Source organism: Lutimaribacter degradans, from assembly GCF_023703375.1.
Classification (GTDB): Bacteria; Pseudomonadota; Alphaproteobacteria; order Rhodobacterales; family Rhodobacteraceae; genus Lutimaribacter; species Lutimaribacter degradans.
Genome location: NZ_JAMQGO010000001.1, coordinates 457,501 through 482,665, shown reverse-complemented (window position 1 = coordinate 482,665; position 25,165 = coordinate 457,501). Strand labels below are relative to the sequence as shown.

Sequence of the window (25,165 nt, the reverse complement as noted above, 5' to 3'; positions counted from 1 at the left end):
GCACACCCGCCTCGCGCGGCCCCCGCAGCACGGCCATCCTAGCGGAAATTCCCCGGCTTCAGCCCATGGCGCGCCAGCTTGTCATAGAATGTCTTGCGCGGCAGTTTCAGCCGCTTGGCGGCCTCGGCGGCGCGGCCCTCGGCGCGGCGCAGCGCCTCGATCAGAAGCGAGCGTTCGACCTGTGCCATCTGTTCGGCCAGGCCCAGCCCGGTGTCGGCCTGCGCGCCGTCATCATCGCCCTCGAGCCCCAGGGCAAAGCGCATCGCCGCGTTCATGAGCGCGCGTGCGTTGCCGGGCCAGTCGCGCGCCATCAGCCGCGCGATCACCTCCTGGCCGATCTCGGGCGGGCGCAACCCCGCCTGCTCGCAGGCCTGCGCGACGTAGTGGCGAAACAGCACGGGGATGTCATCGGGCCGTTCCGCCAGGCTGGGAATGCGCACGCGCATCACGTCGAGCCGGTAAAACAGGTCGGGCAGGAACTTTCCCTCATCGCTCAGAGCCTGGAGATTGGCGGTCGAGCCCGCCACCAGCCGCGCCTCCAGCCCTGCCTCGATCCGCTGGTAGGCGGCGAATTGGGTGGCGCGCGGCAGGTTGCCCACCTCGTCAAGGAAAAGCGCGCCACCCACGGCCTCGGCGCAGGCCGCGTCAAAGCCCCGCGCATCCAGCCCCGCGGCCGCGCGTTTGACAAAAGCCCCCTTGGCCCGCGACGAACACAGGTGCACCACCTCGGCAACCTTGGAAATGCCGCTGCCCGGCGGGCCGCTGACCAGAACTTCGGCTTCCGATTGCGCGACCAGCCGCACGCGGGCGCGCAGATCTTCGGCCAGGGCGGAATGGCCGAACAACATGCGTGCCGCCGCATCGCCCGAATCGAGCTGGGCCTTCAGGCGGCGGTTTTCCAATATCAAGGCGCGGGTCTGCAACGCGCGCTCGATCGTCGCCAGAAGGTCGGCGGGCGGGCATGGCTTTTCAAGGAAACCGAACGCCCCCTGCCCCATCGCGCGCACCGCCATGGGGATATCGCCTTCCCCCGTCAGCAAGATCACCGGCAGATCGGCATCCACCTTGTGCGCATGATCCAGCAGGTGAAACCCGTCACGCCCCGGCATGCGGATATCCGACAGAACGATCCCGTCGAATTCGCGGGTGATGGCATCCTTTGCCTCGATGAACGAGCCGGCGGTAATCGGCGCCAGGTCCGCCAGTTCCAGCGTCTGCGCCAGCGCCGCGCGCACCGATGCGTCATCGTCAACCACCAGCACCGAGCGGGTCATGCGGCTTGCTCCTTTTCGCTCCAGGGGTCGAGCTCGACCGTGAATACCGCGCCATCTTCGGCGTTCGCGCCGCGAATGTTGCCGCCGAAACTTTGCACCAGCCCGTAAGAGATAGACAGGCCCAGCCCCATACCTTGCGCCGCGCCCACGGCCTTGGTGGTATAGAACGGCTCGAATATCCGGTCGGGATCGGCGATTCCGGGCCCTGTATCACGGATCTCAACGCAGACCGGGCGGCCCGAATACAGGGTGATGCGCACCCTTTTTTCGGGGCTTTCGGCCATGGCATCGGCGGCGTTGCCGATCAGGTTCACGATAACCTGGCCCAGCCGCACCTCGCCGCCGCGGACCCAGACCGGCCCGTCGGGCGCGGCCCATTCCAGCGCGATGCCATCACCGCGCAGGCGCGCCGCGCTCAGGTCGATGGCGCTGTCGATGACGGCCTTGATATCGACGCGGCCCATCGGTTCGCTTTCGTTGCGTGCAAAGGCGCGCAGGTTGCGGATGATCCGCGCCATGCGTGCGGCCAGGTCGCTGATACGGCCCAGATTCTCGGCGGCCACCTGCGGTTTGCCACGCGCCACGAAGGCCGCACCGTTATCGGCATATTGCTGAATCGCCATCAACGGCTGGTTCAATTCGTGGCTGATTCCCGCGCTCATCTGCCCCAGCGCCGATAGCTTGCCCGCCTGCACCAGTTCGTCCTGTGCGCGTTTCAACGCCGCCTCGGCGGCCACGCGTTCGGCCACTTCGCGGCGCAGCCGATCGTTGGCGGCGCTCAACGCGCTGGTGCGCGCGGCCACGCGCGACTCCAGCCGCCGGTTCGCCACCGCCAGCACCCGCCGCCGGCCCACCAGCCAGAACAGGATCGCGCCAAAGGCCAGCAGCATCGCCGCAAGCGACGCCGCTTGCAGCGCCGCCAACCGCCGCGCCGGCCCCACGTCGATCAGCGCCTGTGCAGTCATGCCGATCACCGGCAGGTCGCGCGACAGGTGCAGCGCGCGGGCAGGCACATAGGGCGACCAATCCTCGATCCAGACGGTGTGACGCCCGACCGAACGGGTGGCAAAGCTGGTCGCCTCGCCACTGGGCGGGCGCAGCCCGTCGGTGCCGTCACGGCCCGCCTTTTGCCAGAACAGCAGTTCCGAGCGGTTGGTGATGAAGACCTGCCCCGCGCGATCGGTAAAGAACACCGCCGGGCGCGCGCCGCGCCACTCGGCCTCGACCCTGTCGATATTGGCCACGACCACCAGCGCCCCGCGGGTCTTGCCATTCGTGTCGAACCGGGGGGCGCCAAAGTAGTAGGCGCGGCGCCCGGTGCGGGTGCTGACCCCGTGCTCTTCGCCCAGGGCGCCCTGTCGGGCGCGGCGAAACACCGGCCGGTTCGCCATGTCGGTGGGCTCGGTTTCGTGGGCCGAGGCGACGATCTGCCCGGCCTCATCCAGCAGCAGAACGTCCAGCGCGCCGGTCTTGTCGGCTGCCTTGAGCAGCAGGTCGCGCGGCGCCGGCCCGTCAAGCGCGGGGTGGTCGGCGGTGAGGGCCGCCATCTGCTGGTATTGCTGCAACTGCCCGGTCAGGCGGTCGGCGGCCAGTGTCAGGTCGGCCATACCCCGCTGCGCCAACTGGTCGAGCGCCTGGCGATAGCCATAGGTCCAGGCCCCAACCGTCATCCCGGCGACGATGGTCAGGAACAGGCCCAGGGCAATATTCGTCTGGACAGGGCGGCGTGCGGTCATGGCCTGTCTTTACCCCCTGCGCAGGCCCCTTGACCAGAGAGGATGACACCCGCCTCAGACCGGCAGGATGGTGGTCGACTTGATTTCCTCCATCGACAAAAGCGCGGTGACATTGTGCACCTTCACCTCGGAAATCAGCGCCTGGTAGAAGGCGTCATAGGCACGGGCATTGGCCACCCGCACCTTCAGGATATAGTCGATATCCCCCGCCAGCCGGTGCGCCTCGAGCACTTCGGGGCGGTTTTGCAGCGCGCGCAAGAAATCGGCCTGCCAGGCCGCGTCATGTTCGGCGGTGCGGATCAGGACGAAGAAACACGCGTCGAACCCAAGTTTCTCGGGATCCAGGACAACCGTCTGCGGCCCCATGATCCCGGCTTCGCGCATCTTGCGAATCCGGTTCCAGACCGGCGTTTTGGACGAGCCGACCTGCCGGGCGATCTCGTCGAGTGACTGGCCCGCATCCTGCTGGAGGGCGCGCAGGATCTTCTTGTCGGTGTCATCAAGCCTGTGCGACATGTGCGATCTCCGCTACCGGGGCATGCGATCTGCATGCAACGTGTTTCCAAGGGTTTACGGGTTTCACGGCCCGCTCAAGAACCTTGTTCCGCATATAGCCACGCAAAGACAGGAAATACAGAACGATTTCCCGGTGACAGCACGATGAATGTCACCCACCAAGAGCCACGCGGAAAAATTTATGTTTGCATACAAACAATTTTCTGCCACGTTAATGGCCGAAACCGCTTTCTTCTGATATGGATCAAAGCTAAGCCCCGAATATCGGTTTAGCCCGCGATCAACCGCAACGAATGAGATGAGTGCCGTGACAGACACCGCAGCAGCGCCCGCCGCAAAAACTCCGACCCTGCCCGACGCCCAGACCGTGACCGAGGTCAAGCACTGGACCGACCGGCTGTTTTCCTTTCGATGCACGCGCCCCGCATCGTTGCGCTTTCGCTCGGGCGAATTCGTGATGATCGGCCTGATGGGCGACAATGGCAAACCGCTTTTGCGGGCCTATTCCATCGCCTCGCCCAGTTGGGACGAAGAGTTGGAGTTCTATTCGATCAAGGTGCCCGACGGGCCGCTGACCAGCAAGTTGCAACACATCGAGCCCGGCGACCAGATCATCCTGCGGCCCAAGCCTGTGGGCACGCTTGTGCATGATGCGTTGCTGCCGGGCAAACGCATCTGGTTCTTTGCCACTGGCACGGGCTTTGCGCCCTTCGCCAGCCTGCTGCGCGACCCGCAAACCTACGAGGACTACGAAGAGGTCATCATCACCCACACCTGCCGCGAAGTGGGCGAGCTGGAATACGGCAAAGAACTGATCGACAGCATACGCCAAGACGAGTTGCTGGCCGAACTGATCGGTGAAGGCTTTGCCGACAAGCTGCGCTATTACCCGACTACGACCCGCGAAGAGAGCCCCAAGATGGGCCGCATCACCGACCTGATGCGCAAGGGCGAAGTGTTCGAGGACCTGGGCGTTGCACCGCTCAGCCCGGAACACGACCGGGCCATGGTGTGCGGCAACCTGGCGTTCAACCTTGAAATCAAGGACATGCTGGAAGAGTACGGCTTGCAGGAAGGCGCCAATTCCAACCCCAAGCACTACGTGGTGGAAAAAGCCTTCCTGGACTGATCCAAAGGCCCCAGGCATGAAAAGGGCCGCCCCATGGCGGCCCTTTGCCGTTTCACCCGTTGGCGTTTGGGGTTACAGGCCCATCGCGTTGCGGACCTGGTCCAGCACGTCTTTCAACGTGTCCGGGTTGCCCTGCGCCTGGTCCAGCGCGTTTTTCAGCAGCGTTTTCTGCGCATCGCCAATCGAAGAATTGTCGATCATCTCGGCCACGCGCTCCATGTCGAAGCCGTCAACCGTCAGCAGTTCTTCGGCTTCGCTGGCGGGCGTGTCGGTCGCGGCCTCGACATCGCTTCCTGTTTCGGCCGCGGCATCGCCTGCCTGTTCCATGCTGTCAGTGGCGCTTTCAACCGCGTCGCCGGTAGTTTCGGCCGCATCGCCCGCCGTTTCGGTGGCCGTGTCCAGGCTTTCTTCCATGGTGTCCTGCGCGGCCTCGGTGGCGGTATCGACGGTTCCAGTCGCGGCATCGGTTGTCGCGTCGGCGGCATCGCCGGCAGATTCCGTGGCTTCGCTGGCAGCGTCCTCGGTGGCGTTCATCGCGTCTTCGGCAGCGTTTGTCGCGCCTTGCGTGGCCGCGTCGACAGCGTCCTGCGCGGCCTCGGCGGCGTCCTTTGCGGTTTCGGTCGCCGCATCGACGGCATCACCCACGGCCTGCCCGGCGGCCTCGGCCGCGGAATCGACCGCCTCGCCTACGGTTTCGGCAGCGTCGCTTGCGGCATCTGTCGCGCCTTCAGCGGCCTCTTCGGTCGCATCCGCAGCGTCGTCAGCGGCGCTGGCCGTTTCGTCCACTGCTTCGCTTGCCGCTTCGCGCCCGGCATCGGCGGCCTCCTGCGGGCTCTGCCCGGAAAAAAGGAAATACCCGCCTATCGCGACGACCCCTGCCAGCACGATCCAGATCACGTTCTTCATTGCTTTACCCCTTCGATGTCGCATTCGCGGCAAGTGGCCGCGATCCATACAAGTGCCAGATGTGTCCCATAGCTCAAAGCCACAAGGCGAAAAGACACGAATTTCGGCCCAGATTGGCCGATTGCTGCTTGCAGAGAGCCCATGCCAAGGCTACTTTCTGAGTTCGAAAAATATGACGTGAACAGCCGAAAGGACCAACACCATAGCCCGCAGACCTCACAACGCGCCGCCCACCCGTGACACCGGCCCCCGGGTGAACGAGCGCATCCGCGCCCCCGAGATACGCCTGATCGGCGCCGATGGCGACAATGTCGGCGTCGTCAGCCCCGAGCAAGCGATGCAAATGGCCGCAGATGCCGGTCTGGACCTTGTCGAGATCTCGCCCAATGCCAACCCGCCCGTGTGCAAGATCATGGATTACGGCAAGTTCAAATACGAACAGCAAAAGCGGGAATCCGAGGCGCGCAAGAAACAGAAGGTCATCGAGGTGAAGGAGGTGAAGTTCCGCCCCAACACCGATACGCATGACTACGAAGTGAAGATGCGCAACGTGGTGCGGTTCCTGGAAAGCGGCGACAAGGTAAAGGTCACGCTGCGGTTTCGCGGACGCGAGATGGCGCACCAGGGCCTTGGCCGCGAACTGCTGGAACGCGTGGCCGAGGACGTCAAGGAAATCGGCAAGGTCGAGAACATGCCGAAAATGGAAGGCCGCCAGATGATCATGATGATCGGTCCGGTGACCAAGTAAACCTGCCACGATCGGCAAACGCGCCCCGCCCCTTGGCGGGGCGTATGCGTTAAGGGGCACGCCATGTGGGAAGACCGCTTCAACACGCCCGATTACGTTTTCGGGACAGCGCCCGCGCAATTCCTGCGCGATCACCAGGATTGGCTGGTGACCGGGCACAGCGCGCTGTCCGTGGCCGATGGCGAAGGGCGCAATTCGGTGTTCATGGCCCAACAGGGGCTTGACGTGACCGCCTTGGAATACGCGCCCTCGGCCATCGAAAAGGCGCGAAAGCTCGCCGCCCGGCACGGCGTCCGCGTCGATTTCCAACAGGTTGACGTGCTGGCCCATGACTGGCCCGACAGCTATGACCTTGTCGTCGGTATCTTCATCCAGTTCGTCGGCCCAACCGACAGGGCCCGCCTTTTCGACGGGATGCAGCGTAGCGTCAAACCCGGGGGCGTGATCATGCTGCACGGCTACACGCCCAAGCAGCTTGAGCATGGCACAGGCGGCCCGCCCCATGCCGAGAACATGTATACCCCCGAAATCCTCGCTGCCCATTTCGATGGCTGGGAGGTCACGGAAAACCGCACCTACGAACGCGAGGTGCAAGAGGGGCGCGGCCATTCCGGCATGTCGGCGCTGATCGATTTCATCGCGCGCAAACCCGGCTGATCCGCGTCACGCCTTCCAACCGGGCACATGCAGGTCACGGCCGGAACGAGCTTTCTTTATTCGGTCGCCATGCGCTCTTTCCCGTCACCGGCAACGCGCACCCAGACAAGTACGCCGCCATGCTCGAGCTGTTGCGGGTGATGGTCCTTGGGATGCGCTCCACGCGCCGGGCCAGTAGCCTGGCCACGACGGCAGCCGGATCACGGCCAATGGCAATCGCCGCAACCGACGCGATCAACCAAACAGCGTATCGTCGCAACATACGAGCCATGACAGACCCCCTCCCGCAATCGCGCCCTCGAATTTACTCATCGCTTCTTCCAACATGAAAGAGGCGCGCGGCGCGCAGGGATCATCCTTAAGACCCCTGCCCTGCCAAAAGGCCAGCCCCGGCTTTGCCTCGATCGCCGCGCGACTGCCGCGAAGGCTGATGCCATGCCTGGTCCGGCCCACGCCGCCCCGGTAACGGAAAACCCGGCGGAAAAGCCCGCCGGGTTCGGTTTCTTCCATCGGTGTGACGTGCCGTCAGGCCGCAGCCTCGACCGCCCTTTTGGTCATAACCACCACCAGGTGCGCGCGATAGGCGCCCGATCCGTGCAGATCGCCGATCATGCCATCGGCCGGTACGCTCAACCCGTCCAGCGCCGCGGCCGAGAAATCGCCCGAAAGCGCCTGTTCAGCCTCGGTCCAGCGGAACACACCCTCCTCCGACGCGCCGGTGACGGCCACGCGCACGCCATCGGCAAATTTCGCCACGAACACGCCCACCAACGCGAAACGCGAGGCCGGTTGCTCGAACTTCATGTAGGCGGCTTTTTCCGGCACGGGAAACCGCACCTCGGTGACGATCTCGCCCTCGTCCAGCGCGGTGGTGAACATCCCCTGGAAGTAGTCATCCGCCGCGATCTCGCGGTGATCGGTCACGATGGTCGCGGCACTGGCCAGCGCCGCCGCCGGGTAACAGGCGGCCGGATCGTTGTTGGCCAGGCTTCCGCCGATGGTGCCGCGATTACGCACGGCCGGGTCGCCGATGCCCGCGGCCAGCGCCGCCAGCGCCGGATAGTCACCCGCCTCTGCGGCCACCACCGCGTGCGGCGTCGCGCCACCCACGCAAACCGCGCCGTCATCGCCCCTGCAGACGCCCTGCATTTCCGAAATGCCTGTCAGGCTGACCAGCTTCGACGGCATCGCAAGCCGCTGTTTCAACGTCGGGATCAGCGTCTGCCCGCCTCCCAGTGCCTGCGCGTCCTCGTCCTTGAGCGCGGCGACCGCGTCGGCGATGCTGCCCGGTTTCTCGAAATCGAATGCGTACATTCCGTTCTTCCTTGTCCTCGAAAAGAAAGACCTGCGGCCTTCCTCTTGCTGAAAATACCCCGGGGAGCGCGAGGGGCTGGCCCCTCGCTCCCCGCCATGACCTTAGCCGTTCATCACGGCCCAGACGCGCGACGGCGACAGCGGCATGTCGATATGTGTGACATCCGTCTTGCCCGCGCGTTGCAGCGCGTCGACCACCGCGTTGACCACCGCGGGCGGGCTGCCGATGGCCCCGGCCTCGCCACAGCCCTTCACGCCCAGCGGGTTGTGGGTGCAGGGCGTCTGGCACGAATGGTCCACCTCGAAGAACGGCATGTCATCGGCGCGCGGCATCGCGTAATCCATGTACGAGCCTGTCAGAAGCTGGCCGTTCTCGTCATAGGCCGCACCTTCCAGCAACGCCTGGCCTATTCCCTGGGCCAGCCCGCCATGGACCTGCCCCGAAACGATCATCGGGTTGACGACATTGCCGAAATCGTCGGCTGCCGCGAAGCTTTCGATCGTGACCTTGCCGGTTTCCGGGTCCAGCTCGATCTCGCAGGCATAGGCGCCCGCCGGGTAGGTAAAGTTGCTAGGGTCGTAGAAGGCGGTTTCCTCCAGCCCCGGCTCGATATCCTCCAGCGGGTAGTTGTGCGGCACGTAGGCTGCCAGGGTCACGTCGCCCCAGGCCACCGATTTGTCGGTGCCCGCCACGGAAAACGCGCCGTCTTTCAGCTCGATATCCGCCTCGGACGCCTCCAGCAGGTGGGCCGCGATCTTCTTGGCCTTGTTGATGACCTTTTCGGTCGCCCGCACCATGGCCGAGCCGCCCACCGCCAGCGAGCGCGACCCGTAGGTGCCCATGCCCATGGGCACCTTGGATGTATCGCCATGCACGATCTCGACCATCGATTCGTCGATGCCCAGCATCTCGGCGATCACCTGTGGAAAGGCGGTTTCATGGCCTTGGCCGTGGCTGTGGCTGCCGGTCATCACGGTGATGCCGCCGGTGGCGTTGACCCGCACGGTGGCGCTTTCGTAAAGCCCCGCGCGCGCGCCAAGCTGGCCAACCAGGTTAGACGGCGCGATGCCGCAAGCCTCGATATAGCAATTGACGCCCAGTCCACGCAGCTTGCCGCGCTTTTTCGATTCTTCGGCGCGCGCCTCGAACCCGTCGCGGTCGATCATTTCCAGCAGCTTGTCCATCGTGGCGTTGTAATCGCCGGTGTCATATTCCACCGCCACGGGCGTGGCATAGGGGAACTCGGTGATGAAATTCTGCCGCCGCAGCTCGATCGGGTCCACGCCCAGCTCGCGCGCGGCCTTGTCGATCACGCGCTCCAGCTGGTAGGTGGCCTCCGGTCGGCCCGCGCCGCGATAGGCATCGACCGGCACCGTGTTGGTAAACACCGCCTTCACGTTCACGTAGATCAGCGGCGTCTTGTAATTGCCCGCCATGAGCGTGCCGTGCAGCCATGTGGGCACCGAGGGCGCGAAGGTCGAAAGATAGGCGCCCATGTTCGCGTAGGTTTCGGTGCGCAGGGCGGTAAAGTTGTTGTCCGCGTCCAGCGCCAGCTCGATCTTGGTCACGTGATCGCGGCCATGGGCGTCGGACATGAACGCCTCGGACCGGCTTGCCGTCCACTTGACCGGCCGGGCCAGTTGCCGCGCGGCATAGGTGCAAAACGCCTCTTCTGCATAGTGAAAGATCTTGGTGCCGAAACCGCCACCCACGTCAGGGGCCACCACGCGCAGCTTGTGCTCGGGGATGCCCAGAACGAAGGCCCCCATGAGCAGGCGGATCACGTGCGGGTTCTGGCTGGTGGTGTAAAGCGTCGAATCGTCGGTCGATCGGTTGTAATCGCCAACGGCCACGCGCGGCTCCATAGGGTTGGCGACAAGGCGCTGGTTCACCAGCTCCAGCGTCGTGACATGCGCGGCCTTATCGAAGGCCTCGTCAACGGCTGGCTTGTTCTCCTCGACAAAGCCCCAGTCGTAGCAAAGGTTGTTCTTCAGGTCGTCATGCACCTTGGGCGCACCGTCCTGCAAGGCGGCCTTCATGTCGACGACGGCGGGCAGGTCCTCGATATCCACCTCGATCGCCTCGGCGGCATCGCGGGCCTGTTCATAGGTTTCGGCCACCACGGCGGCGATCGGGTCGCCCACGTGGCGCACCTTGCCCTGCGCCAGCACCGGGTGCGCGGGCTCCTGCATCACCTCGCCATGCTTGTCGGTCACCTGCCAGCCGCATGGCAACCCCCCCATGCCTTCGAAATCGGCGCCGGTAAAGACGCGCACAACGCCGGGCATCGCCGCGGCGGCCTCGGTGTCGACCTTGTTGATGCGCCCATGCGCCACGTCGGAGCGCAGGAAATGCACATAGGCTTGGCCATGAATGTTGATGTCGTCGGTATAATTGCCGTTTCCGGTCAGGAACCGCACATCTTCGCGCCGCTTTGGGCTGGCGCCGATACCATGATCTTTTGGCATGGTTGTCTCCTCCCTTGGAGTGCCGGGCTTCAGCCCGGCTCTTTCAATCACTCGGCGGCGATAGCGCCCACATCCTGGCCGGATGCCGCCATGATCGCCTTGACGATATTGTGATAGCCGGTGCAGCGGCAGATATTGCCCTCGAGGTAATCGCGCACCTCGGCTTCGGTCGGCTTGGGGTTTTCCTTGAGCAGCGCCGCCGCCGACATCACCATGCCGGGCGTGCAGAATCCGCATTGCAGGCCGTGATGGTCCTGGAACGCCTGCTGGATCGCGTTGAGAGAGCCATCGGCATCGGCCTGCCCCTCGATGGTCGCAACCTCGGCGCCCTCGGCCTCGAGCGCAAGCATGGTGCAGGCTTTCACCGCCTGCCCGTTCACATGTACCACGCAGGCGCCGCATTGGCTGGTGTCACAGCCGACATGCGTGCCCGTCAGCCGCAGGGTATCGCGCAGAAAATTGACAAGCAGCGTGCGGCCTTCCACATCGCCTGACACGGCCTTGCCATTCACCGTCATGGTGAGCTGGGTCATCAGGATCCTCCCAAGGAATTGTCGTTATGGTCCATATGCTAGCGAGTTAAGCACGCCGATCCAGAGTTGAGAACCGCAAATCTCGACGGGCGGCAACTTTCTGCAATCGCAAGGTTATTTCGCATTCGCAGCATTTTCGCGGGCGCGGCGCGGCCGGGGGCGCGTCGGCATTTCCTTGAGCAGGCCGCCCACGCCCATGGCGGTGATGTCCTCGCTGGTGACATCAAGCCCGCACAGCACCCGCTCCAGCACCCAGTCCGCCCCGTTCAGCGCCGGGCTGCGCGCACAGCCCGGCAGGCCGATCACCGGCCTTGCATCGCCCATCCGGCCCAGGAAAAGCAGGTTGCCCGGATCGACCGGCATGCCGAAGCGCGTCACCTGCCCGCCAGCGCGGCGCAGCGCGGCCGGCGCCACATCGGCCACGTCCGAGGTGGCCGAGGCGGTAAGGACCAACACCATGTCCCCGGGCGCGGATTCGATGGCGCGGGCCAGCGCGGGTTCGTCATGCGGCACGACAACGCGGGGGGTCAGCCGCGCGTCAAGCCGGGCCAGCCGGTCGGCCATGGCGCGTCGGCCCTTGTCGGGCGGAGCGCTGTCGCCCACCCGCGTTTCGATCAGCGTCGCGCTGGCGATTTGCGGCGGCACCCGTCGCATCGCCGCGCGGGCTACGTCGCAGGCTGTGGCAAGCCGCCCCTCGGGCACGGCGTAGGAAATGATCTTGACCGTGCCGACCATCGTGCCGCCCGTGACGCGTTTCAAAGGCGGCAGGGTGGCCAGCGTGATCATCGGGTCAACCCGGTTCAGCGCCGCCACCGCCGCCACGTCGATATCAAGCAAGCCCGGCCCGTCGGATAGGAGGTTCACCCGCCCGGCCCCTGCACCCGACAAGCGCAGGCCCTGCCCCGCCGGGTCTGGCACCAGCGCCTGCGCCAGCGCCCGCGCAGCGTCATCCTCGGGCACGTCACCGGCCTCGAGCCGCGCCACCGTGACCTCGGCGATACCGGCCGCGTGCAGCCGGGCCGTGTCATCGCCGGTCAGCACGCGGCCCTTGGCCAGCTTCCCGTCGGGCAGGTGCAGCGAATGGGCCAGCACCGCGCCCGCGGCCTGATCCAGGGAAACGGGGCCGAACCTCATGCGCCGCGCCGCAGAACGCGAGTGATCTCGGCCATGATCGACACCGCGATCTCACCCGGGTTGGCCGCACCGATATCCAGCCCCACGGGGCCATGGATGCGCGCGATCTCGGCATTGGAAAACCCGGCTTCGGCCAACCGTTCGACACGCTTGGCATGTGTCCGGGTCGAGCCGAGCGCACCGATGTAGAACACGTCCGAGCGCAGCGCCTCGGCCAATGCCGGGTCGTCCAGCTTGGGGTCATGCGTCAGCAGCACAAGCGCGGTGCGCGCATCGAGGCCAAAGGCGCGTACGCCATCGTCGGGCCATTCGTTGACGATGGTTTCACCCGGGAATCGGTCTTCCGAGCCGAAGGTTTCGCGCGGGTCTATCAACACCGGCTCATACCCCGCGACGCGCGCGATGGGCACCAGGCCCTGCGCGATATGCACCGCGCCCACGACAAGCATCCGCAGCGGCGGGTTGTGGATGGTGACGAACAGGCGGTCATCGTCTTCAAAACCCGAGCGATCCATGCGGAACCGTTCGCGATAGCCATCGCGTAAAAGGCGGCGGCTGCCGTTTTCCAGGTCGGCCTCGATCGCCACGGCCTGCCGCGCGGCGCGGGCCTCGACAAGGTCGGCCAGCACATGCTCGGGCAGAACGCTGCCCACGGGTTCGACCAGCACGCGGATGGTGCCGCCGCAGGCCAGCCCCACGGCAAAGGCGTCGCCATCGCTGACCCCGAATTCCAGCAGGCGATGGGCGCCGTCCTCCAACGCCTCCAGCGCCTCGACGATCACCGCGCCTTCGACGCAACCGCCCGAGACGCTGCCCTGGATCTCGCCCAACCCAGATACGACCAGCTGGCTGCCCACGCGGCGTGGCGCGCTGCCCCATGTCTGCACCACCGTGCAAAGCGCCGCGCCCTTGCCCGCCCGGTGCCAGTCCAGCGCGATTTCCGGTATCCGATCCATGACACGGCCCTCCCTGCCGCAATGATGGGGCGATCCTGCCAGAAAAAAACGGCCACCCCAAGGGGATGACCGCCAGTTTCGCAGGCATGTCGCCAATGGTTATTCGGCCGGCACGTCCGAAAGCCGGCCCTCGCCGCTCAGCCGTTCGGGCAGCGCAAAGGCAATGGCGATGAACACAAGGCCCAGAACGATGCCCAGGATGTCACCCGACATGGCCCAGATTCCATCGAAGCCAGACCCCGGAACCGTGCCCAGCGTCACCTTGCCACCGGCGATGTCATCCAGCATGCCGCTGGCTTTCCACGCCGGGTAGGTGGCCATGTAGGCGGCCGCGCCCAACAGCCCACCAGCGATGAAGAACAGCGCATCCTTGCGCCCCGAGGCCGCCGCGCAGACGCCCGTGCCCGGGCAATAGCCCGAGGCCGCCCAGCCTGCGCCCAGCAGCAGGCCGCCGATGAAGACGCCCACATAGGCCGCCTTGACGCTCATGTGGCCCACGTCGACCAGGCCCAGCATCTGGCCGCCAAACATCAGAACCGCGCCGGTGCCGATGGCCAGAAGGATGGTTTTCATCAGGTGCAGATGCTTGAGCGCCAGCATCTTGCCGATCCAGTTGGGGTTCGTGGCGCCGACGCGGTCAAGCACCGCGCCAAAAGCTGCGCCGATGATAAGTGCGAGAATGATCGAGGACATGGGTTACGCCTCCTTCTTGTACATCATGAGGGCAACGGGCACCGCCGCGGCAAAGGCACCGAGGGCAAAGATATACCCCGACAGCGAGGTCTGCATCATGCCCGACATCATGTGCCCCGAGGTGCAGCCGCCCGCCAGGCGCGCACCGTACAGCACGACGAAACCGCCAAGGAACGCCATGGCGTAGCGTTTCCACTGGTTTTCGCCGAAATTCGCACGCCAAAGCGCCGGCATCGTGCGCTCGTCGCGGCCCACGCCGCCGCGCGCCTTGGCCGACAGGAATGCGCCCAGCATCATGGCGAGCACGAAAACAAAGCTGTAGTTCAGGGGGTTGGCCGCGTTTTTCGCATACTTGCCATCGGATTTGGCCATGTAGGCGTTGGTCGAGGTCCAGCCCTCTTCGGTTTGCGTGATGAAGTCTGAACTCACGGCATCCGCCACGATCCCGTCAAGGATGACGAATTGCGTGCTGACACCAATGGGCTTGACCAGTAGCACGGCCAGGAAGAAGACAAAGCCCAACAGAACCCCGCCGATTTTCCAATTGAGTGGCATTGCGCGCCTCCTTACTCAGTTGCATTCTAAGTCCTGAATATAACAAGCTGTGGCCATCCTTGATTTGAGATGGATCAAGTGGCAGCGTTTTGCGCAAGACGGAGAATTTGATGGGACACTGGGATGAAACCTATGCCGCGCGCCCCGAAACCGGGCTGACTTGGTTCGAGGATCGGCCGGTCACGTCGCTTGCGCTGATCGACAAGGCCGAGCTGCCCAAAGGTGCGGCGGTGGTGGATGTGGGCGCGGGTGCCTCGCGTCTTGCCGGTGCCCTGATCGCGCGCGGCGCGGGTCATGTCACGCTGATCGACCTGTCCGAGGATGCGTTGAACATTGCGATGCGCCATGTGCCAGCCGGTGCTTCGCTGTCGTGCGTGGTCGGCGATGTGACGGAATGGGTGCCCGACAGGGCCTATGACCTGTGGCATGACAGGGCGGCCTTTCATTTTCTGGTCCAACCAGAGCAGCAGGACAGGTATATTGCCGCGCTGCACAAGGCATTGAAGCCCGGTGGCCTGGTGGTTCTGGCAACCTTCGCACCCGATGGGCCCGCGACATGCAGCAACCTGCCCGTGATGCACTATGATGACACGGCGCTGGCCGCGCGTCTTGGCGCGCGGTTCACGGTTCTCGACAGCCTGCGCCACGTGCATGTCACGCCCAAGGGCAACGAACAGCCCTTTACCTACCTGTTGGCGCAGCGGCGCGAGGACTGACCGCATCCCGGCAAAGGCGGCGCGCGCTAAAGCATTGCTGCCAAGCGGTCCTTTTCGCCGCTGTCGCCCGCATCCGACAGGGCCCGGCCCAGTTCTTCGAGGCTTTGGATATTGTGGCCTGCGCGAAACGCATCGACATGGGGCAGCATGGCGCGGATGCCCTCGGCCTTGGGGGTGAACCCGTCCCAGCGCAATAGCGGGTTGAGCCATATCAGGCGCCTGGACGACAGGTGTAGCCGCTCCATCTCGCGCGAAAGATCATGATCGGTATCGCGGTCAAGCCCATCGGTGATCAACAGCACCACCGCCCCCTGCCCCATGACCCGGCGTGTCCAGTCGCGGTTGAACGCGCGCAGGCTGGCGGCGATGCGCGTGCCGCCCTCCCAATCCTGGGCCTCGGCGCCGGCAGCGGCCAGCGCCTGATCGACATCGCGGGTGGCAAGATGGCGGGTGATGTTGGTGAGCCGGGTGCCAAAGGTAAAGGCATGCACCCGCGCCCATCCCGCGCCCTTTTCATTCGCGACGGCATGGAGAAAATGCAAAACCATCCGACTATATTGCGACATCGAGCCGGAAATATCGCAAAGCACTACCAGGTTGGGCCAGCGCGTGCGATGGGTTTTCAACGAAAGTGCGCGCAGTTCGCCGCCATGGCGCAGGGTGCCCCGCATGGTGCGGCGCCAATCCAGCGCGTGCCCGGCCAGGCTGCTGCGTGTGCGGCGCGACCGCAGCGGCTTCACGGGCAGCTTGAGCCGCGCGATCATGCGCTTGGCCTCGGCCACCTCGGCGGTGCTCATCTGTTCGAAATCCAGCGTCTTGAGCCGTTCCTCACGGCTGATGGTCATCGAGGCGTCGATCTCGATCTGGGTTTCTTCCTCACCGGCCTCCGGGGCGTCGATCTCGTGGTCGACCCCGTCAAGCAGCGCCTCGGCCGCGCGTTTCTCGGCCGCTTGCGCGGCCCGCTCTTCCTGCACGCCGCGCACAGCGGGCAGCATCATCGCCATCATGTGTTCCATGTAACGCGGATCGCGCCAATAAAGGCGAAACACCTGTGCAAACACCCGCGCCTGTTCGGGCCGTGAGACGAAACAGGCGTGCAACACCCAGTAGAAATCGCGTTTCTCGGTGAACCCCGCGGCTTGCACCGCGCGGATCGCGTCGATCACCCGGCCGGTGCCGATAGGCAGCCCGGCCTTGCGCAGGGCGCGGGCGAAATGGGTGATGTTATGGGTGAGCCGAGGGTTCTCGGGCAGATCGAGGGGGATATGTTCAGCCATGAGGGCGCTTGTCAGCCGTCTCGACGGAGGGCCGCCTGCCCGCCGCATCGCCGGGAGATATTTTTCGACACCGGATCCATCAAGCCGGCTCCAGGCTGGCCTTCGCCTCGTCGAGGATGCGTTTCGCCTCGGAGCCTTGCAGGCGGGCGATGTCGTCCTGGTATTTCAGGATCGCGCCCAGCGTGTCGGCGATGACCTCGGGCGAGAGGTCGATCACGTCGAGCGCCAGCAGGCACTTGGCCCAGTCGATGGTTTCAGCCACGCCGGGTTTCTTGAACAGGTCCTCGGTGCGCAGGGCCTGCACAAAGGCGACCACCTCGCGGCTGAGCGCCGCCGCCGCCTCGGGGGCGCGGGCCTGCAGGATCTCGATTTCACGGTCGAACGTGGGGTAATCGACCCAGTGATACAGGCAGCGGCGCTTGAGCGCGTCATGCACTTCGCGCGTGCGGTTCGATGTCAGGATGACGATGGGCGGCTCGGGCGCCTTGACGGTGCCAAGCTCCGGGATCGTGACCTGAAAATCTGAAAGCGCCTCGAGCAGGAACGCCTCGAACGGTTCATCGGTGCGGTCGATCTCGTCGATCAGCAACACGGGCGCGCCGCCATCCTGCGGGCGCATGGCCTGCAAAAGCGGCCTTTCGATCAGGTAGTCCTGTGTGAAAAGCTCGGTCTTGAGCGCGTCACGATCGGCGCTGCCAGCGGCCTCGGCTGTGCGGATCGCGATCATCTGTTCGGCGAAATTCCATTCATAAACGGCCGATGCGGCATCGAGCCCCTCGTAGCATTGCAGGCGGATCAGCCGACGGCCCAGGGCCGCGGCGATGGACTTGGCAATTTCCGTCTTGCCGGTGCCCGCCTCGCCTTCAAGAAACAAAGGCCGGCCCAGGCGCAGCGACAGGAAAACAACGGTGGCCAGGGCCCGTCCGCAGACATAACCCTGCGACGCCAGCCCCTTTTGCACGGCATCTATCGATGAAAAACCTGACATCGCGATCCTCCCTGCCGGACAGAAGTGCATTTGCCGCGCAACAGGTCAACCACCGCTTTGGTGCAACCCCGGCGGCACGTTGACGTTTTTTCCCTGACCTGCCATGTTTTCTGCAATAAAATTGCGGTCTAACGGGGTGCAACCCGACAGGCCACCGGGGCAGTGAGACGAGTAATGACAGTGAAAATGACAGCCAAGGGCATGGTGTGATGCGCATCACCGCTGTGACCTGCGTCAAGAACGAGGGGCCGTTCCTGCTGGAATGGATCGCCTTCAACCGGCTGATCGGCGTGACCGATCACCTGTTTTATTCCAACGATTGCACGGATGCGACCGACCGGCTGCTGGATGCGCTGGCCGCGCGCGGGCTGGTGCAGCACCTGCCGAACCCCGCGCAGGGGCGAAATTACCAGATGGAGGCGCTCAAGGACGCGGCGAAACAGCCGATAGTGCAAGAGGCCGACTGGGTCTGGGTGGCCGATGTCGACGAGTTCCTGAACATTCATGTTGGCGATCACACGATCCCCGGCCTGATCGCGGCCTGCAACAGCCCGCAGGCCATAAGCGTGACGTTCCAGTTCTTTGCCAATGACGATATCGACGCCTTCGAAGACCGCCCCGTGATCGAACAATTCACCCGCAGCCACAACCCCGACCTTTGGTGCGGGCAATCCGCGATCGAGGTCAAGACTCTGGTACGAAACGATTTTCCGTTGCAGTATTATGGCGCGCACCGGCCTTTCTTCAAAAAGAACCTGCCGCCGCGCAAGCGCCCCTTCTGGACGGATGGGTCGGGCCGCAAGGTGCAGCACAAGTTCCTGGTGGCCGCCAACCCGCGCCGCATTCGAAAGTTTCCCAGCAAGGGCGCGCGCGATTTCGCCACGTTGAACCATTACGCGCTGCGCAGCCTGGACAGTTACCTGGTCAAGAACGACCGCGGCGACGTGAACCGAGAACATCGCGCGTTCGACGACACCTATTGGCGCGAACGCAACGACCCCGCCTATCGCGACACGTCGATTCACCGCTACCTGCCCGCGTTGAAGAAAGAGCTGGCCAAACTGAAAGCCGACCCGGAAATCGCCGCGCTGCATGACGAGGCGGTGGCGCTGCACATCGCCAGGCGCGACGCATTGCTGGAGCAGCCCGAGTACCGCGCGATGCGCGACCAGTTGAAAGCCGCCAGCAAGCTGCCGCCCGAGGAAGAGGCGCTGCTGGCCGAGCTGGGACTGTCAGCATGAGCAAGCGGCTGCGCGTCATCAATCTCGGGCTTCCCAAGTCGGGCACCACGACACTGGGCCACGCGCTGAAGGTATCGGGGCTGAAAACGGCCGATTACCGTATCCGCCCGCACCAGACAGGCGATGAAAGCCTGCACCGGCAATTCGTGGGAAAGCTGATGTATGACGGCTATTTCCACGTGGGCGACCCGCTGGCGCGGATGGCCGCGTTCGATTGTTTTACCGAAATCAGCGTATTGCGCGGCGAAACCTCGCTCTGGCCACAAATGGATTGGGGCCTGATCGACGCCATCCGCCACCATCATCCGGGCGCGCGCTTCGTGTCCAGCTGGCGCGACCCGCGCGCGATTTCAGACAGCATGTTGCGCTGGTCGAACCTTGGCACGGAGCGGTTGCCCAAGGGAAATATTCCGGGCTTGCCGAACGGTTTCGGCGAAACCACGAACGAGCGTATCCGCTGGATCGAGGCGCATTACGCCCACCTGGAGCGCCTGTTCGCGGGCGACGATGCCTATCTTTGCTTTGACATCGCCCGCCCCGACGCGGCCGCGCAGATCGGTGCGCATCTGGGGTTGACCCTGAAATGGTGGGGCCGGCGCAACGCCAACAAGCCGCGCAAACAAAAGAAGACGGAGAGCGCCTGATGCGCATCTATCTACATATCGGCCTGGCCGCGATGGGCGCCGCACGGCTGCAGGACGTGTTGGCCGACAAACGCGAGCAGTTGCTGCAAAAGGGGTACCTGTTTCCGCGGGCGGCGGGCGGCAAGAACCACACGCGGCTTTTCATGGCCGTCACCGACCCCGACCACATCGATACGCTTCGTTTCAACCGCGGTTACATCACGCCCGAGAAACAGGCCGCCCTTTACAACGAACTGGCCGCGTCGCTGGCCCGCGATGTCGAGACGCACAAGCCGCGCGCGCTGATCCTGTCGGCCAGCCAGTTGGGCCCATCGCTGGCGCGCGACTCCGAGTTGGCGCGGCTGCGCGCGATGCTGGCGCCCCTGTCCGACGATATCCGTATCATCGCCCATGTCGATGAACAGGGCCGCGCGCTGAGCCGCCACTACACCCAACAGGTGATGGAGGGGCGCGGCGCCTCGCTAGACCTGGAGCTTGAGATGGCAGGCACGCGGGACTGGTGGGATGACGCGTTGCTGGACGGCCACGTGATCGAGCCGGACAAGGGCCAGTTCCTCGAAGTGCAGTGCCCGGCCTTCTGGCTGGATTATCAAAGGCTTGTCACCCATTGGGAAGGTGTGTTCGGGCCCGGCAGCGTAACCTTGCGCCCCTATGACGAAGCGCGGTTTTACGGCGAGGACGCGACCGAGGAACTGCGCGCGATGTTCGATATCGACGACACGCTGGGCCGCGCGCAGCCCGGCCGCCCCGATGCCCAGCCCTCGGCTGCGTCACTGGCCCGCTCGCGCCAGTTGAACGAATTGATCCTGCGCCTGCTGGCCAGAACCGACAACGTTCTGCCGCGCCAGCTATGGCGCAAGTTCCATGGCGAGATCGCGGTGCCCGGCGACCCGATAGAACCGGGCGAGCTTGCCGAGGTGTCGAAATCCTTCGAGGCGCAGAACAAGCAATTGCTCAAGGATCACCCTGCGCTTACGCCCGCAACGCTCAAGCGTGACAGGGCCCGCCCCGGCGGCTGGTCCGAGGCCGACCCGGGCAACGGCTATCGCGCGTCGCAATACCTGCTGGCGTTCAAATGGCGGATCGACAAGGCCACGCGCGAGGAACGGAAAACAAAGCTCGCCGACCTCAAGGCGCTGAACGGCAAGACGATGACGGGCGATGCGCCCACGGCCGCACCCGCCCCAGTGGCCGAGGACGGACCGAGCGCGGCGGCGCAGGCCATCATGCCCCCGCTGGCGGTGCAGAATTTCCACAAGCTGAAAGACAGTTCGTTTCGCCCGCACAACAAGTTGGGCCGCGTGAACGACGAAGAGTCGGCCCCCCCCTATGACCCGATGCCGCCCCGGAACCTGCCCAAAGGCTCGACAGGCAACGTCATCGTGGGCTGCATGAAGAACGAGGCCCCCTATATCGTTGAGTGGGTCGCCTATCACCGGGCGATGGGTGTCGACACCTTCCTGATCTACACCAATGATTGCAGCGACGGCACCAGCGAAATCCTGGACCGTTTGCAGGAAATGGGCGTGCTGCAACACCGCAACAACGACAACTGGAAAGGCAACTCGCCCCAGCAATACGCACTGAACCAGGCGTTGAAGGAGCCAGTGATAAAGAACGCCGACTGGATCATTCACATAGACGTGGATGAATTCATCAACGTGCGCTGCGGCAACGGCACGCTGGATGACTTTTTCGCCGCCGTTCCCGACGCCACCAATGTCGCCATGACCTGGCGATTGTTCGGCCATAGCGGTGTGCACCGGCTGAGCGACGAGTTCGTGATCGCGCAATTCGATGCCTGCGCGCCGAAATACTGCCCCAAGCCACACACGGTCTGGGGCTTCAAGACCATGTTCCGCAACATCGGGGCCTATGCGAAAATCAGTTGCCACCGCCCCAACAAGCTGGGCGAAGCTTTCGAGAACCAGGTAAAATGGGTAAACGGATCGGGCAAGGACATGACCCGCGAGGTCGCCAAGAACGGGTGGCGAAGTTCGAAAAAATCAATTGGTTACGATCTTTTACAGCTCAATCATTATGCGTTGCGCTCGGCCGAGTCCTTCCTGATCAAGCGGCAGCGCGGCCGTGCGTTGCATGTCGATCGGTCAATCGGGCTGAACTACTGGATCCGGATGGATTGGGGCGATGCGCGCGACGTCACGATACAGCGCAACATTCCCCGCCTGCGCGCCGAGTACGACAGGCTGATGCAAGACAAGGTGCTGGCCAGGTGGCACGCCAAGGGCCTGGAATGGCACCGTGCCAAGGCCGAAGAACTGCACGCCATGCCCGAGTTCGAAGACCTGTATCAACAGGCGGTAAAGATCAACCTGTCAGGGATGGAGCGCGTGGCCTATGCGCTCGCGCTTGACATGGAAAGTTAGAAAAGGCGTGTAGCCCCTTGAATTTCCTTGCTGTTCTGACAGTTCGAAACGAAGCCGCCTTTCTTCTGGAATGGCTGGCGCATCACCGCGCCGTGGGGTTCACCGATTTCCTGGTGTTTTCAAACGACTGCCAGGATGGAACCGACGCGTTGCTTGACCGGCTGGATGTGATGGGTCTGATCACGCACAAGCGCAACGATGGACCCTATGACAAGCGCGGCATCCAGTTCACCGCGCTCAAGGCCGCCGAAAAGTTGCCCATCGTGCGCCGGGCCAATTGGATCATGGCGCTGGATGTCGATGAGTTCGTGAACATCCACGCAGGCGACCGCACCCTGCCCGCGCTGCTGGCCGCCCTGCCCGAGGCCACCGCCATCACGCTGACATGGCGGCTTTTTGGCAATGGCGGCGTGGTGCATTACACCGACGCCCCCGTCACCCGGCAATTCACCCGCGCCGCGCCGGTGGTGATGCGCTGGCCCTGGCGCGCGGCCATGTTCAAGACGCTTTACCGCAACGATGGCACCTATCGCAAACTGGGGGTGCATCGCCCGCGCAACCCCGACCCCGGCAAGCTGCCCGCGGCGCGCTGGTTCGATGGCGAGGGGCGCGCGCTGGACGACAAGTTCAAGACCACCCGGATATTTTCCAACTTCGGGCGGTCGAATTATCGCCTGGCGCAGTTGAACCACTACCCGCTGGGCGCGATGGAAAGCTATGTCGTCAAGGCCGATCGCGGTCGCGCGGTTCATTCCGATCACATGCTGGACGTGGATTACTGGGTCGAGCGGAATTTCAGCACGGACGAAGACACAAGCATTCAGGCGCTCGACAGCGGGGCCGAGCTTGAGATGCTGAAATCAGACCCCGAACTGGCCCGCCTGCACAACGCCGCCGTGGCCTGGCGCAAGGCACGGTTCGATGAGCTGATGCTGCACGAACCCTATCGCGCATTGTTTGGCCGCCTGCTGATGACACCGCCCAGCCGCCCCGTGCCGGCCGGCGCCGCGCGCTTCATGATCCAGTATGCCAACAAGGCCCGTGACGCGCAGGATGGTTAGCGCGAAATTCGCACGTTCTTACCAAAATCTTGCCGCAAATGACGCCTAGGCTCGTTCTCGAATGACGACTCGCGCCCAGCTTTCCCAATCGGGTGCGTCCGACTGTAAATCTTGAGGACGAGTTATATGCAGGACACTGGCCCGCGCAGCCTTGAACAATCGCTTGAAGACAGCCTGGAGGGGCTGAAGAAGGGTGAATGGATCCGCAAGGTGGCCACCATCGCAGACGCGCACGGGCATTTCCAATCCTGCGGGCATCGCCATTTCGGCGCCTTCGTCGAACGCGGCGACACGTTGCTGGTAACGTTTGAATCGATGGGTGGCGCGCAGGTCAATCCCGATGGGGGCCGGCCCATCGGCTGGGATTTCGTGCTGGACCAGGGCTGGTCGACCCTTGGCTTGTTTGCCGATGGCGACACCTGGTTTCGCGACAGGCATGTATATGGATATTTTGATCGCCTCATCGACGACGGATTTTTCGAGGATTTCGAAAAGGTTATCTTTTACGGTGCCGGGCCGGCGGGCTATGCGGCGGCGGCCTTTTCGGTGGCGGCGCCGGGCGCGCGGGTGGTTGTGCTGCAACCGCAAGCCACGCTGGACCCGCGCGTGACCGAATGGGACGACCGCTTTACCGAGATGCGCCGCACATCTTTCACCGATCGTTATGGTTATGCGCCCGACATGCTGGATGCCGCGCAGGCTGCTTACGTGCTTTACGACCCGTCCGAGGAGCTGGACGCGATGCACGCCGCGCTTTTCACCCGTCCCAACGTCACCAAGTTCCGTATGCGGTTCTTTGGCTCTGCCCTGCAGGGCGACCTGCAAAAGATGCAGATCCTGGCGCCGCTGCTGGAACAGGCCGCCGATGATCGCCTGACCACCCGGAGTTTTGCCCAGCTGCATCGCGCGCGCCGCGACTATGGCGGGTTCCTGCGCAACATGCTGGGAACCCTGGATACAAGCGACCGGCCCTACCTGGCCGCGATGCTGTGCCGGAACGTGACAAGCCGCATGAACGTGCCCCGCTTTCGTCGCCGGCTTGATGCGCTTGAAAAGGCCGAGGCCGAGGGCAAGGTTACCCTGCCGCCACGCCCCGAGGACAGCGACGGCTAACAGCACTGGCGCAAACCCGCGCGATGCGCTAATCGCCGGTCATGACCCAGACGCTGACCATCGCCCGCCCCGACGACTGGCACCTGCACCTGCGCGACGGCGCAATGCTTCGCGCCGTTCTGCCTGAATCCGCGCGCCATTTCGCCCGCGCCATCATCATGCCCAACCTCATGCCGCCCGTCGTCACGGGGGCCGAGGCTGCCGACTATCGCGCGCGCATCCTGTCTGCGCTGCCCGACGGCATGACGTTCGACCCGCTGATGACGCTTTACCTGACCGAAGACACGGACCCGGAGGACATGGCCGCGGCCCATGCCAGCGGGCTGATCAAGGCGGTCAAGTTGTACCCGGCCGGGGCCACCACCAATTCGGCCAGCGGTGTGCGCGATTTCGAAAAGGTGCGGGCGGTGTTGGAAAAGATGGCCGAGATCGGTCTGCCGCTTTGCGTGCATGGCGAAGTGACCGATAGCGAAATCGACATCTTCGACCGCGAAGCCGTGTTCATCGACCGCGTGCTTGACCCGATCCGCCGCGCGACGCCGGGCCTGCGCGTGGTAATGGAGCATATCACCACCCGCGACGGGGTGGAGTATGTCAAATCCCACGACCGTGATCTGGGCGCGACCATCACCACCCATCATCTTGTCATCAACCGCAACCACATCCTGGTGGGTGGCATCAAGCCGCATTACTATTGCCTGCCCGTGGCCAAGCGCGAAGAACACCGCCTGGCCTTGCGCGCCGCGGCCACCGGCGGGGACGCACGGTTTTTCCTGGGCACCGACAGCGCGCCGCATACCGACGCGAACAAGGAAACCGCCTGCGGCTGCGCGGGATGTTTTACCGCGACCAACACGCTGTCGATCCTGGCGCAGGTTTTCGAGGACGAGGGGGCGCTGGACCGGCTTGAAGGGTTCACCTCGCGGCACGGGCCGGCCTTTTATGGCCTGCCTGTGAACGACACCACCGTGACCCTGACCCGAGGCGACGCGGTGCGCTATCCACGCAAGATCATCACCGGCGAGGGCGAAGTAACCGTTTTCGACCCCGGTTTCCCGCTGTATTGGAGCGTTGAAACCTGACCGCTCATCGGGCCGCGCGGCCCGCTTTGCCATGCC

At 64.3% G+C, this 25,165-nt stretch carries 24 protein-coding genes; 10 read left to right on the top strand and 14 right to left on the bottom strand.

Annotation, left to right across the window (positions count from 1 at the left end):
• Window positions 1-38 precede the first annotated feature (38 nt).
• Genes M8744_RS02370 through M8744_RS02360 form a run of 3 tightly spaced genes read right to left on the bottom strand, consistent with a single transcriptional unit; the run spans window position 39 to window position 3,526 of the window.
• Window positions 39-1,274, bottom strand: a complete 1,236-nt coding sequence (locus tag M8744_RS02370; protein WP_251408818.1) for a sigma-54-dependent transcriptional regulator — start codon at window positions 1,272-1,274, stop codon at window positions 39-41.
• A complete protein-coding gene (locus tag M8744_RS02365; RefSeq protein ID WP_251408815.1) occupies window positions 1,271-3,010 on the bottom strand; it encodes a sensor histidine kinase in 1,740 nt (579 codons plus the stop codon). The genes M8744_RS02370 and M8744_RS02365 overlap by 4 nt, the downstream gene beginning before the upstream one ends.
• Window positions 3,011-3,064: 54 nt before the next feature.
• The gene (locus M8744_RS02360) at window positions 3,065-3,526 is read right to left on the bottom strand and encodes an Lrp/AsnC family transcriptional regulator (RefSeq protein ID WP_251408812.1); all 462 of its coding nucleotides are present in this window, start codon (window positions 3,524-3,526) and stop codon (window positions 3,065-3,067) included.
• Window positions 3,527-3,824: 298 nt separating this feature from the next.
• On the opposite strand from M8744_RS02360, the gene M8744_RS02355 reads away from it, so the two are divergent.
• Entirely contained in the window at window positions 3,825-4,655 is an 831-nt protein-coding gene (locus tag M8744_RS02355; RefSeq protein WP_251408809.1) for a ferredoxin--NADP reductase, read from the top strand.
• Between the two features lie 72 nt (window positions 4,656-4,727).
• On the opposite strand, the gene M8744_RS02350 is transcribed toward M8744_RS02355, so the two are convergent.
• Entirely contained in the window at window positions 4,728-5,561 is an 834-nt protein-coding gene (locus M8744_RS02350; RefSeq protein ID WP_251408806.1) for a prolipoprotein diacylglyceryl transferase, read from the bottom strand.
• Window positions 5,562-5,814: 253 nt separating this feature from the next.
• Between M8744_RS02350 and infC the strand changes: the two genes are divergently transcribed.
• Complete coding sequence (gene infC / locus M8744_RS02345; RefSeq protein WP_251408803.1) at window positions 5,815-6,309, top strand: translation initiation factor IF-3; 495 nt, start codon at window positions 5,815-5,817, stop codon at window positions 6,307-6,309.
• Window positions 6,310-6,372: 63 nt separating this feature from the next.
• Window positions 6,373-6,966: an SAM-dependent methyltransferase gene (locus tag M8744_RS02340; protein ID WP_251408801.1), complete on the top strand. Its 594-nt coding sequence runs from the start codon at window positions 6,373-6,375 to the stop codon at window positions 6,964-6,966.
• A gap of 234 nt (window positions 6,967-7,200) precedes the next feature.
• On the opposite strand, the gene M8744_RS02335 is transcribed toward M8744_RS02340, so the two are convergent.
• The 8 genes from M8744_RS02335 to M8744_RS02300 form a co-directional block, all read right to left on the bottom strand.
• Window positions 7,201-7,476: a hypothetical protein gene (locus M8744_RS02335; protein ID WP_251408798.1), complete on the bottom strand. Its 276-nt coding sequence runs from the start codon at window positions 7,474-7,476 to the stop codon at window positions 7,201-7,203.
• A 15-nt stretch (window positions 7,477-7,491) separates the two neighbouring features.
• Window positions 7,492-8,280: an FAD binding domain-containing protein gene (locus M8744_RS02330; RefSeq protein WP_251408795.1), complete on the bottom strand. Its 789-nt coding sequence runs from the start codon at window positions 8,278-8,280 to the stop codon at window positions 7,492-7,494.
• Between the two features lie 102 nt (window positions 8,281-8,382).
• Complete coding sequence (locus M8744_RS02325) at window positions 8,383-10,749, bottom strand: xanthine dehydrogenase family protein molybdopterin-binding subunit (protein WP_251408792.1); 2,367 nt, start codon at window positions 10,747-10,749, stop codon at window positions 8,383-8,385.
• 47 nt (window positions 10,750-10,796) lie between these two features.
• On the bottom strand, window positions 10,797-11,282 hold the full coding sequence (locus M8744_RS02320) for a (2Fe-2S)-binding protein (RefSeq protein ID WP_251408789.1): 486 nt from the start codon (window positions 11,280-11,282) through the stop codon (window positions 10,797-10,799).
• A 114-nt stretch (window positions 11,283-11,396) separates the two neighbouring features.
• On the bottom strand, window positions 11,397-12,416 hold the full coding sequence (locus M8744_RS02315) for a molybdopterin-binding protein (RefSeq protein ID WP_251408786.1): 1,020 nt from the start codon (window positions 12,414-12,416) through the stop codon (window positions 11,397-11,399).
• Window positions 12,413-13,372, bottom strand: a complete 960-nt coding sequence (locus M8744_RS02310) for an XdhC family protein (RefSeq protein WP_251408783.1) — start codon at window positions 13,370-13,372, stop codon at window positions 12,413-12,415. The genes M8744_RS02315 and M8744_RS02310 overlap by 4 nt, the downstream gene beginning before the upstream one ends.
• A 99-nt stretch (window positions 13,373-13,471) precedes the next feature.
• Window positions 13,472-14,065 carry a YeeE/YedE thiosulfate transporter family protein gene (locus M8744_RS02305; RefSeq protein ID WP_251408780.1) on the bottom strand — a complete coding sequence of 198 codons (594 nt, stop codon included), beginning with the start codon at window positions 14,063-14,065 and terminating at the stop codon, window positions 13,472-13,474.
• A 3-nt stretch (window positions 14,066-14,068) separates the two neighbouring features.
• Window positions 14,069-14,620 (bottom strand): YeeE/YedE thiosulfate transporter family protein, encoded by a 552-nt coding sequence (locus tag M8744_RS02300; protein ID WP_251408777.1) that lies wholly within the window; start codon window positions 14,618-14,620, stop codon window positions 14,069-14,071.
• 110 nt (window positions 14,621-14,730) lie between these two features.
• On the opposite strand from M8744_RS02300, the gene M8744_RS02295 reads away from it, so the two are divergent.
• Entirely contained in the window at window positions 14,731-15,336 is a 606-nt protein-coding gene (locus tag M8744_RS02295; RefSeq protein WP_251408774.1) for a class I SAM-dependent methyltransferase, read from the top strand.
• Between the two features lie 26 nt (window positions 15,337-15,362).
• On the opposite strand, the gene M8744_RS02290 is transcribed toward M8744_RS02295, so the two are convergent.
• Window positions 15,363-16,613 (bottom strand): vWA domain-containing protein, encoded by a 1,251-nt coding sequence (locus M8744_RS02290; RefSeq protein ID WP_251408771.1) that lies wholly within the window; start codon window positions 16,611-16,613, stop codon window positions 15,363-15,365.
• A gap of 79 nt (window positions 16,614-16,692) precedes the next feature.
• The gene (locus tag M8744_RS02285; RefSeq protein WP_251408768.1) at window positions 16,693-17,601 is read right to left on the bottom strand and encodes an AAA family ATPase; all 909 of its coding nucleotides are present in this window, start codon (window positions 17,599-17,601) and stop codon (window positions 16,693-16,695) included.
• A 209-nt stretch (window positions 17,602-17,810) separates the two neighbouring features.
• Here M8744_RS02285 and M8744_RS02280 point away from each other — a divergent pair, with 209 nt between their 5' ends.
• The 6 genes from M8744_RS02280 (at window position 17,811) to pyrC (ending at window position 25,129) form a co-directional block, all read left to right on the top strand.
• Window positions 17,811-18,842 carry a glycosyltransferase family 2 protein gene (locus M8744_RS02280; protein WP_251408764.1) on the top strand — a complete coding sequence of 344 codons (1,032 nt, stop codon included), beginning with the start codon at window positions 17,811-17,813 and terminating at the stop codon, window positions 18,840-18,842.
• Entirely contained in the window at window positions 18,839-19,486 is a 648-nt protein-coding gene (locus M8744_RS02275; protein WP_251408761.1) for a sulfotransferase family protein, read from the top strand. The genes M8744_RS02280 and M8744_RS02275 overlap by 4 nt, the downstream gene beginning before the upstream one ends.
• Complete coding sequence (locus M8744_RS02270) at window positions 19,486-21,873, top strand: glycosyltransferase family 2 protein (protein ID WP_251408758.1); 2,388 nt, start codon at window positions 19,486-19,488, stop codon at window positions 21,871-21,873. The genes M8744_RS02275 and M8744_RS02270 overlap by 1 nt, the downstream gene beginning before the upstream one ends.
• Before the next feature lie 17 nt (window positions 21,874-21,890).
• Entirely contained in the window at window positions 21,891-22,934 is a 1,044-nt protein-coding gene (locus M8744_RS02265; RefSeq protein ID WP_251408755.1) for a glycosyltransferase family 2 protein, read from the top strand.
• A gap of 126 nt (window positions 22,935-23,060) precedes the next feature.
• Entirely contained in the window at window positions 23,061-24,047 is a 987-nt protein-coding gene (locus tag M8744_RS02260; RefSeq protein ID WP_251408752.1) for a phosphoadenosine phosphosulfate reductase, read from the top strand.
• Window positions 24,048-24,088: 41 nt separating this feature from the next.
• The gene (gene pyrC / locus M8744_RS02255) at window positions 24,089-25,129 is read left to right on the top strand and encodes a dihydroorotase (RefSeq protein WP_251408748.1); all 1,041 of its coding nucleotides are present in this window, start codon (window positions 24,089-24,091) and stop codon (window positions 25,127-25,129) included.
• Window positions 25,130-25,165 lie beyond the last annotated feature (36 nt).

Bases quoted from the DNA above. Each gene is read 5' to 3' on its own strand.
- M8744_RS02285 (WP_251408768.1), bottom strand. From the start codon at position 17,601: ATGTCAGGTTTTTCATCGATAGATGCCGTGCAAAAGGGGCTGGCGTCG.
- pyrC (WP_251408748.1), top strand. From the start codon at position 24,089: ATGACCCAGACGCTGACCATCGCCCGCCCCGACGACTGGCACCTGCAC.
- M8744_RS02355 (WP_251408809.1), top strand. From the start codon at position 3,825: ATGAGTGCCGTGACAGACACCGCAGCAGCGCCCGCCGCAAAAACTCCG.
- M8744_RS02315 (WP_251408786.1), bottom strand. From the start codon at position 12,416: ATGAGGTTCGGCCCCGTTTCCCTGGATCAGGCCGCGGGCGCGGTGCTG.
- M8744_RS02330 (WP_251408795.1), bottom strand. From the start codon at position 8,280: ATGTACGCATTCGATTTCGAGAAACCGGGCAGCATCGCCGACGCGGTC.
- M8744_RS02270 (WP_251408758.1), top strand. From the start codon at position 19,486: ATGCGCATCTATCTACATATCGGCCTGGCCGCGATGGGCGCCGCACGG.
- M8744_RS02260 (WP_251408752.1), top strand. From the start codon at position 23,061: ATGCAGGACACTGGCCCGCGCAGCCTTGAACAATCGCTTGAAGACAGC.
- M8744_RS02305 (WP_251408780.1), bottom strand. From the start codon at position 14,065: ATGTCCTCGATCATTCTCGCACTTATCATCGGCGCAGCTTTTGGCGCG.
- M8744_RS02290 (WP_251408771.1), bottom strand. From the start codon at position 16,613: ATGGCTGAACATATCCCCCTCGATCTGCCCGAGAACCCTCGGCTCACC.
- M8744_RS02325 (WP_251408792.1), bottom strand. From the start codon at position 10,749: ATGCCAAAAGATCATGGTATCGGCGCCAGCCCAAAGCGGCGCGAAGAT.
- M8744_RS02275 (WP_251408761.1), top strand. From the start codon at position 18,839: ATGAGCAAGCGGCTGCGCGTCATCAATCTCGGGCTTCCCAAGTCGGGC.
- M8744_RS02320 (WP_251408789.1), bottom strand. From the start codon at position 11,282: ATGACCCAGCTCACCATGACGGTGAATGGCAAGGCCGTGTCAGGCGAT.
- M8744_RS02370 (WP_251408818.1), bottom strand. From the start codon at position 1,274: ATGACCCGCTCGGTGCTGGTGGTTGACGATGACGCATCGGTGCGCGCG.
- M8744_RS02310 (WP_251408783.1), bottom strand. From the start codon at position 13,372: ATGGATCGGATACCGGAAATCGCGCTGGACTGGCACCGGGCGGGCAAG.
- M8744_RS02335 (WP_251408798.1), bottom strand. From the start codon at position 7,476: ATGGAAGAAACCGAACCCGGCGGGCTTTTCCGCCGGGTTTTCCGTTAC.
- M8744_RS02360 (WP_251408812.1), bottom strand. From the start codon at position 3,526: ATGTCGCACAGGCTTGATGACACCGACAAGAAGATCCTGCGCGCCCTC.
- M8744_RS02340 (WP_251408801.1), top strand. From the start codon at position 6,373: ATGTGGGAAGACCGCTTCAACACGCCCGATTACGTTTTCGGGACAGCG.
- M8744_RS02280 (WP_251408764.1), top strand. From the start codon at position 17,811: ATGCGCATCACCGCTGTGACCTGCGTCAAGAACGAGGGGCCGTTCCTG.
- M8744_RS02350 (WP_251408806.1), bottom strand. From the start codon at position 5,561: ATGAAGAACGTGATCTGGATCGTGCTGGCAGGGGTCGTCGCGATAGGC.
- M8744_RS02365 (WP_251408815.1), bottom strand. From the start codon at position 3,010: ATGACCGCACGCCGCCCTGTCCAGACGAATATTGCCCTGGGCCTGTTC.
- M8744_RS02300 (WP_251408777.1), bottom strand. From the start codon at position 14,620: ATGCCACTCAATTGGAAAATCGGCGGGGTTCTGTTGGGCTTTGTCTTC.
- M8744_RS02295 (WP_251408774.1), top strand. From the start codon at position 14,731: ATGGGACACTGGGATGAAACCTATGCCGCGCGCCCCGAAACCGGGCTG.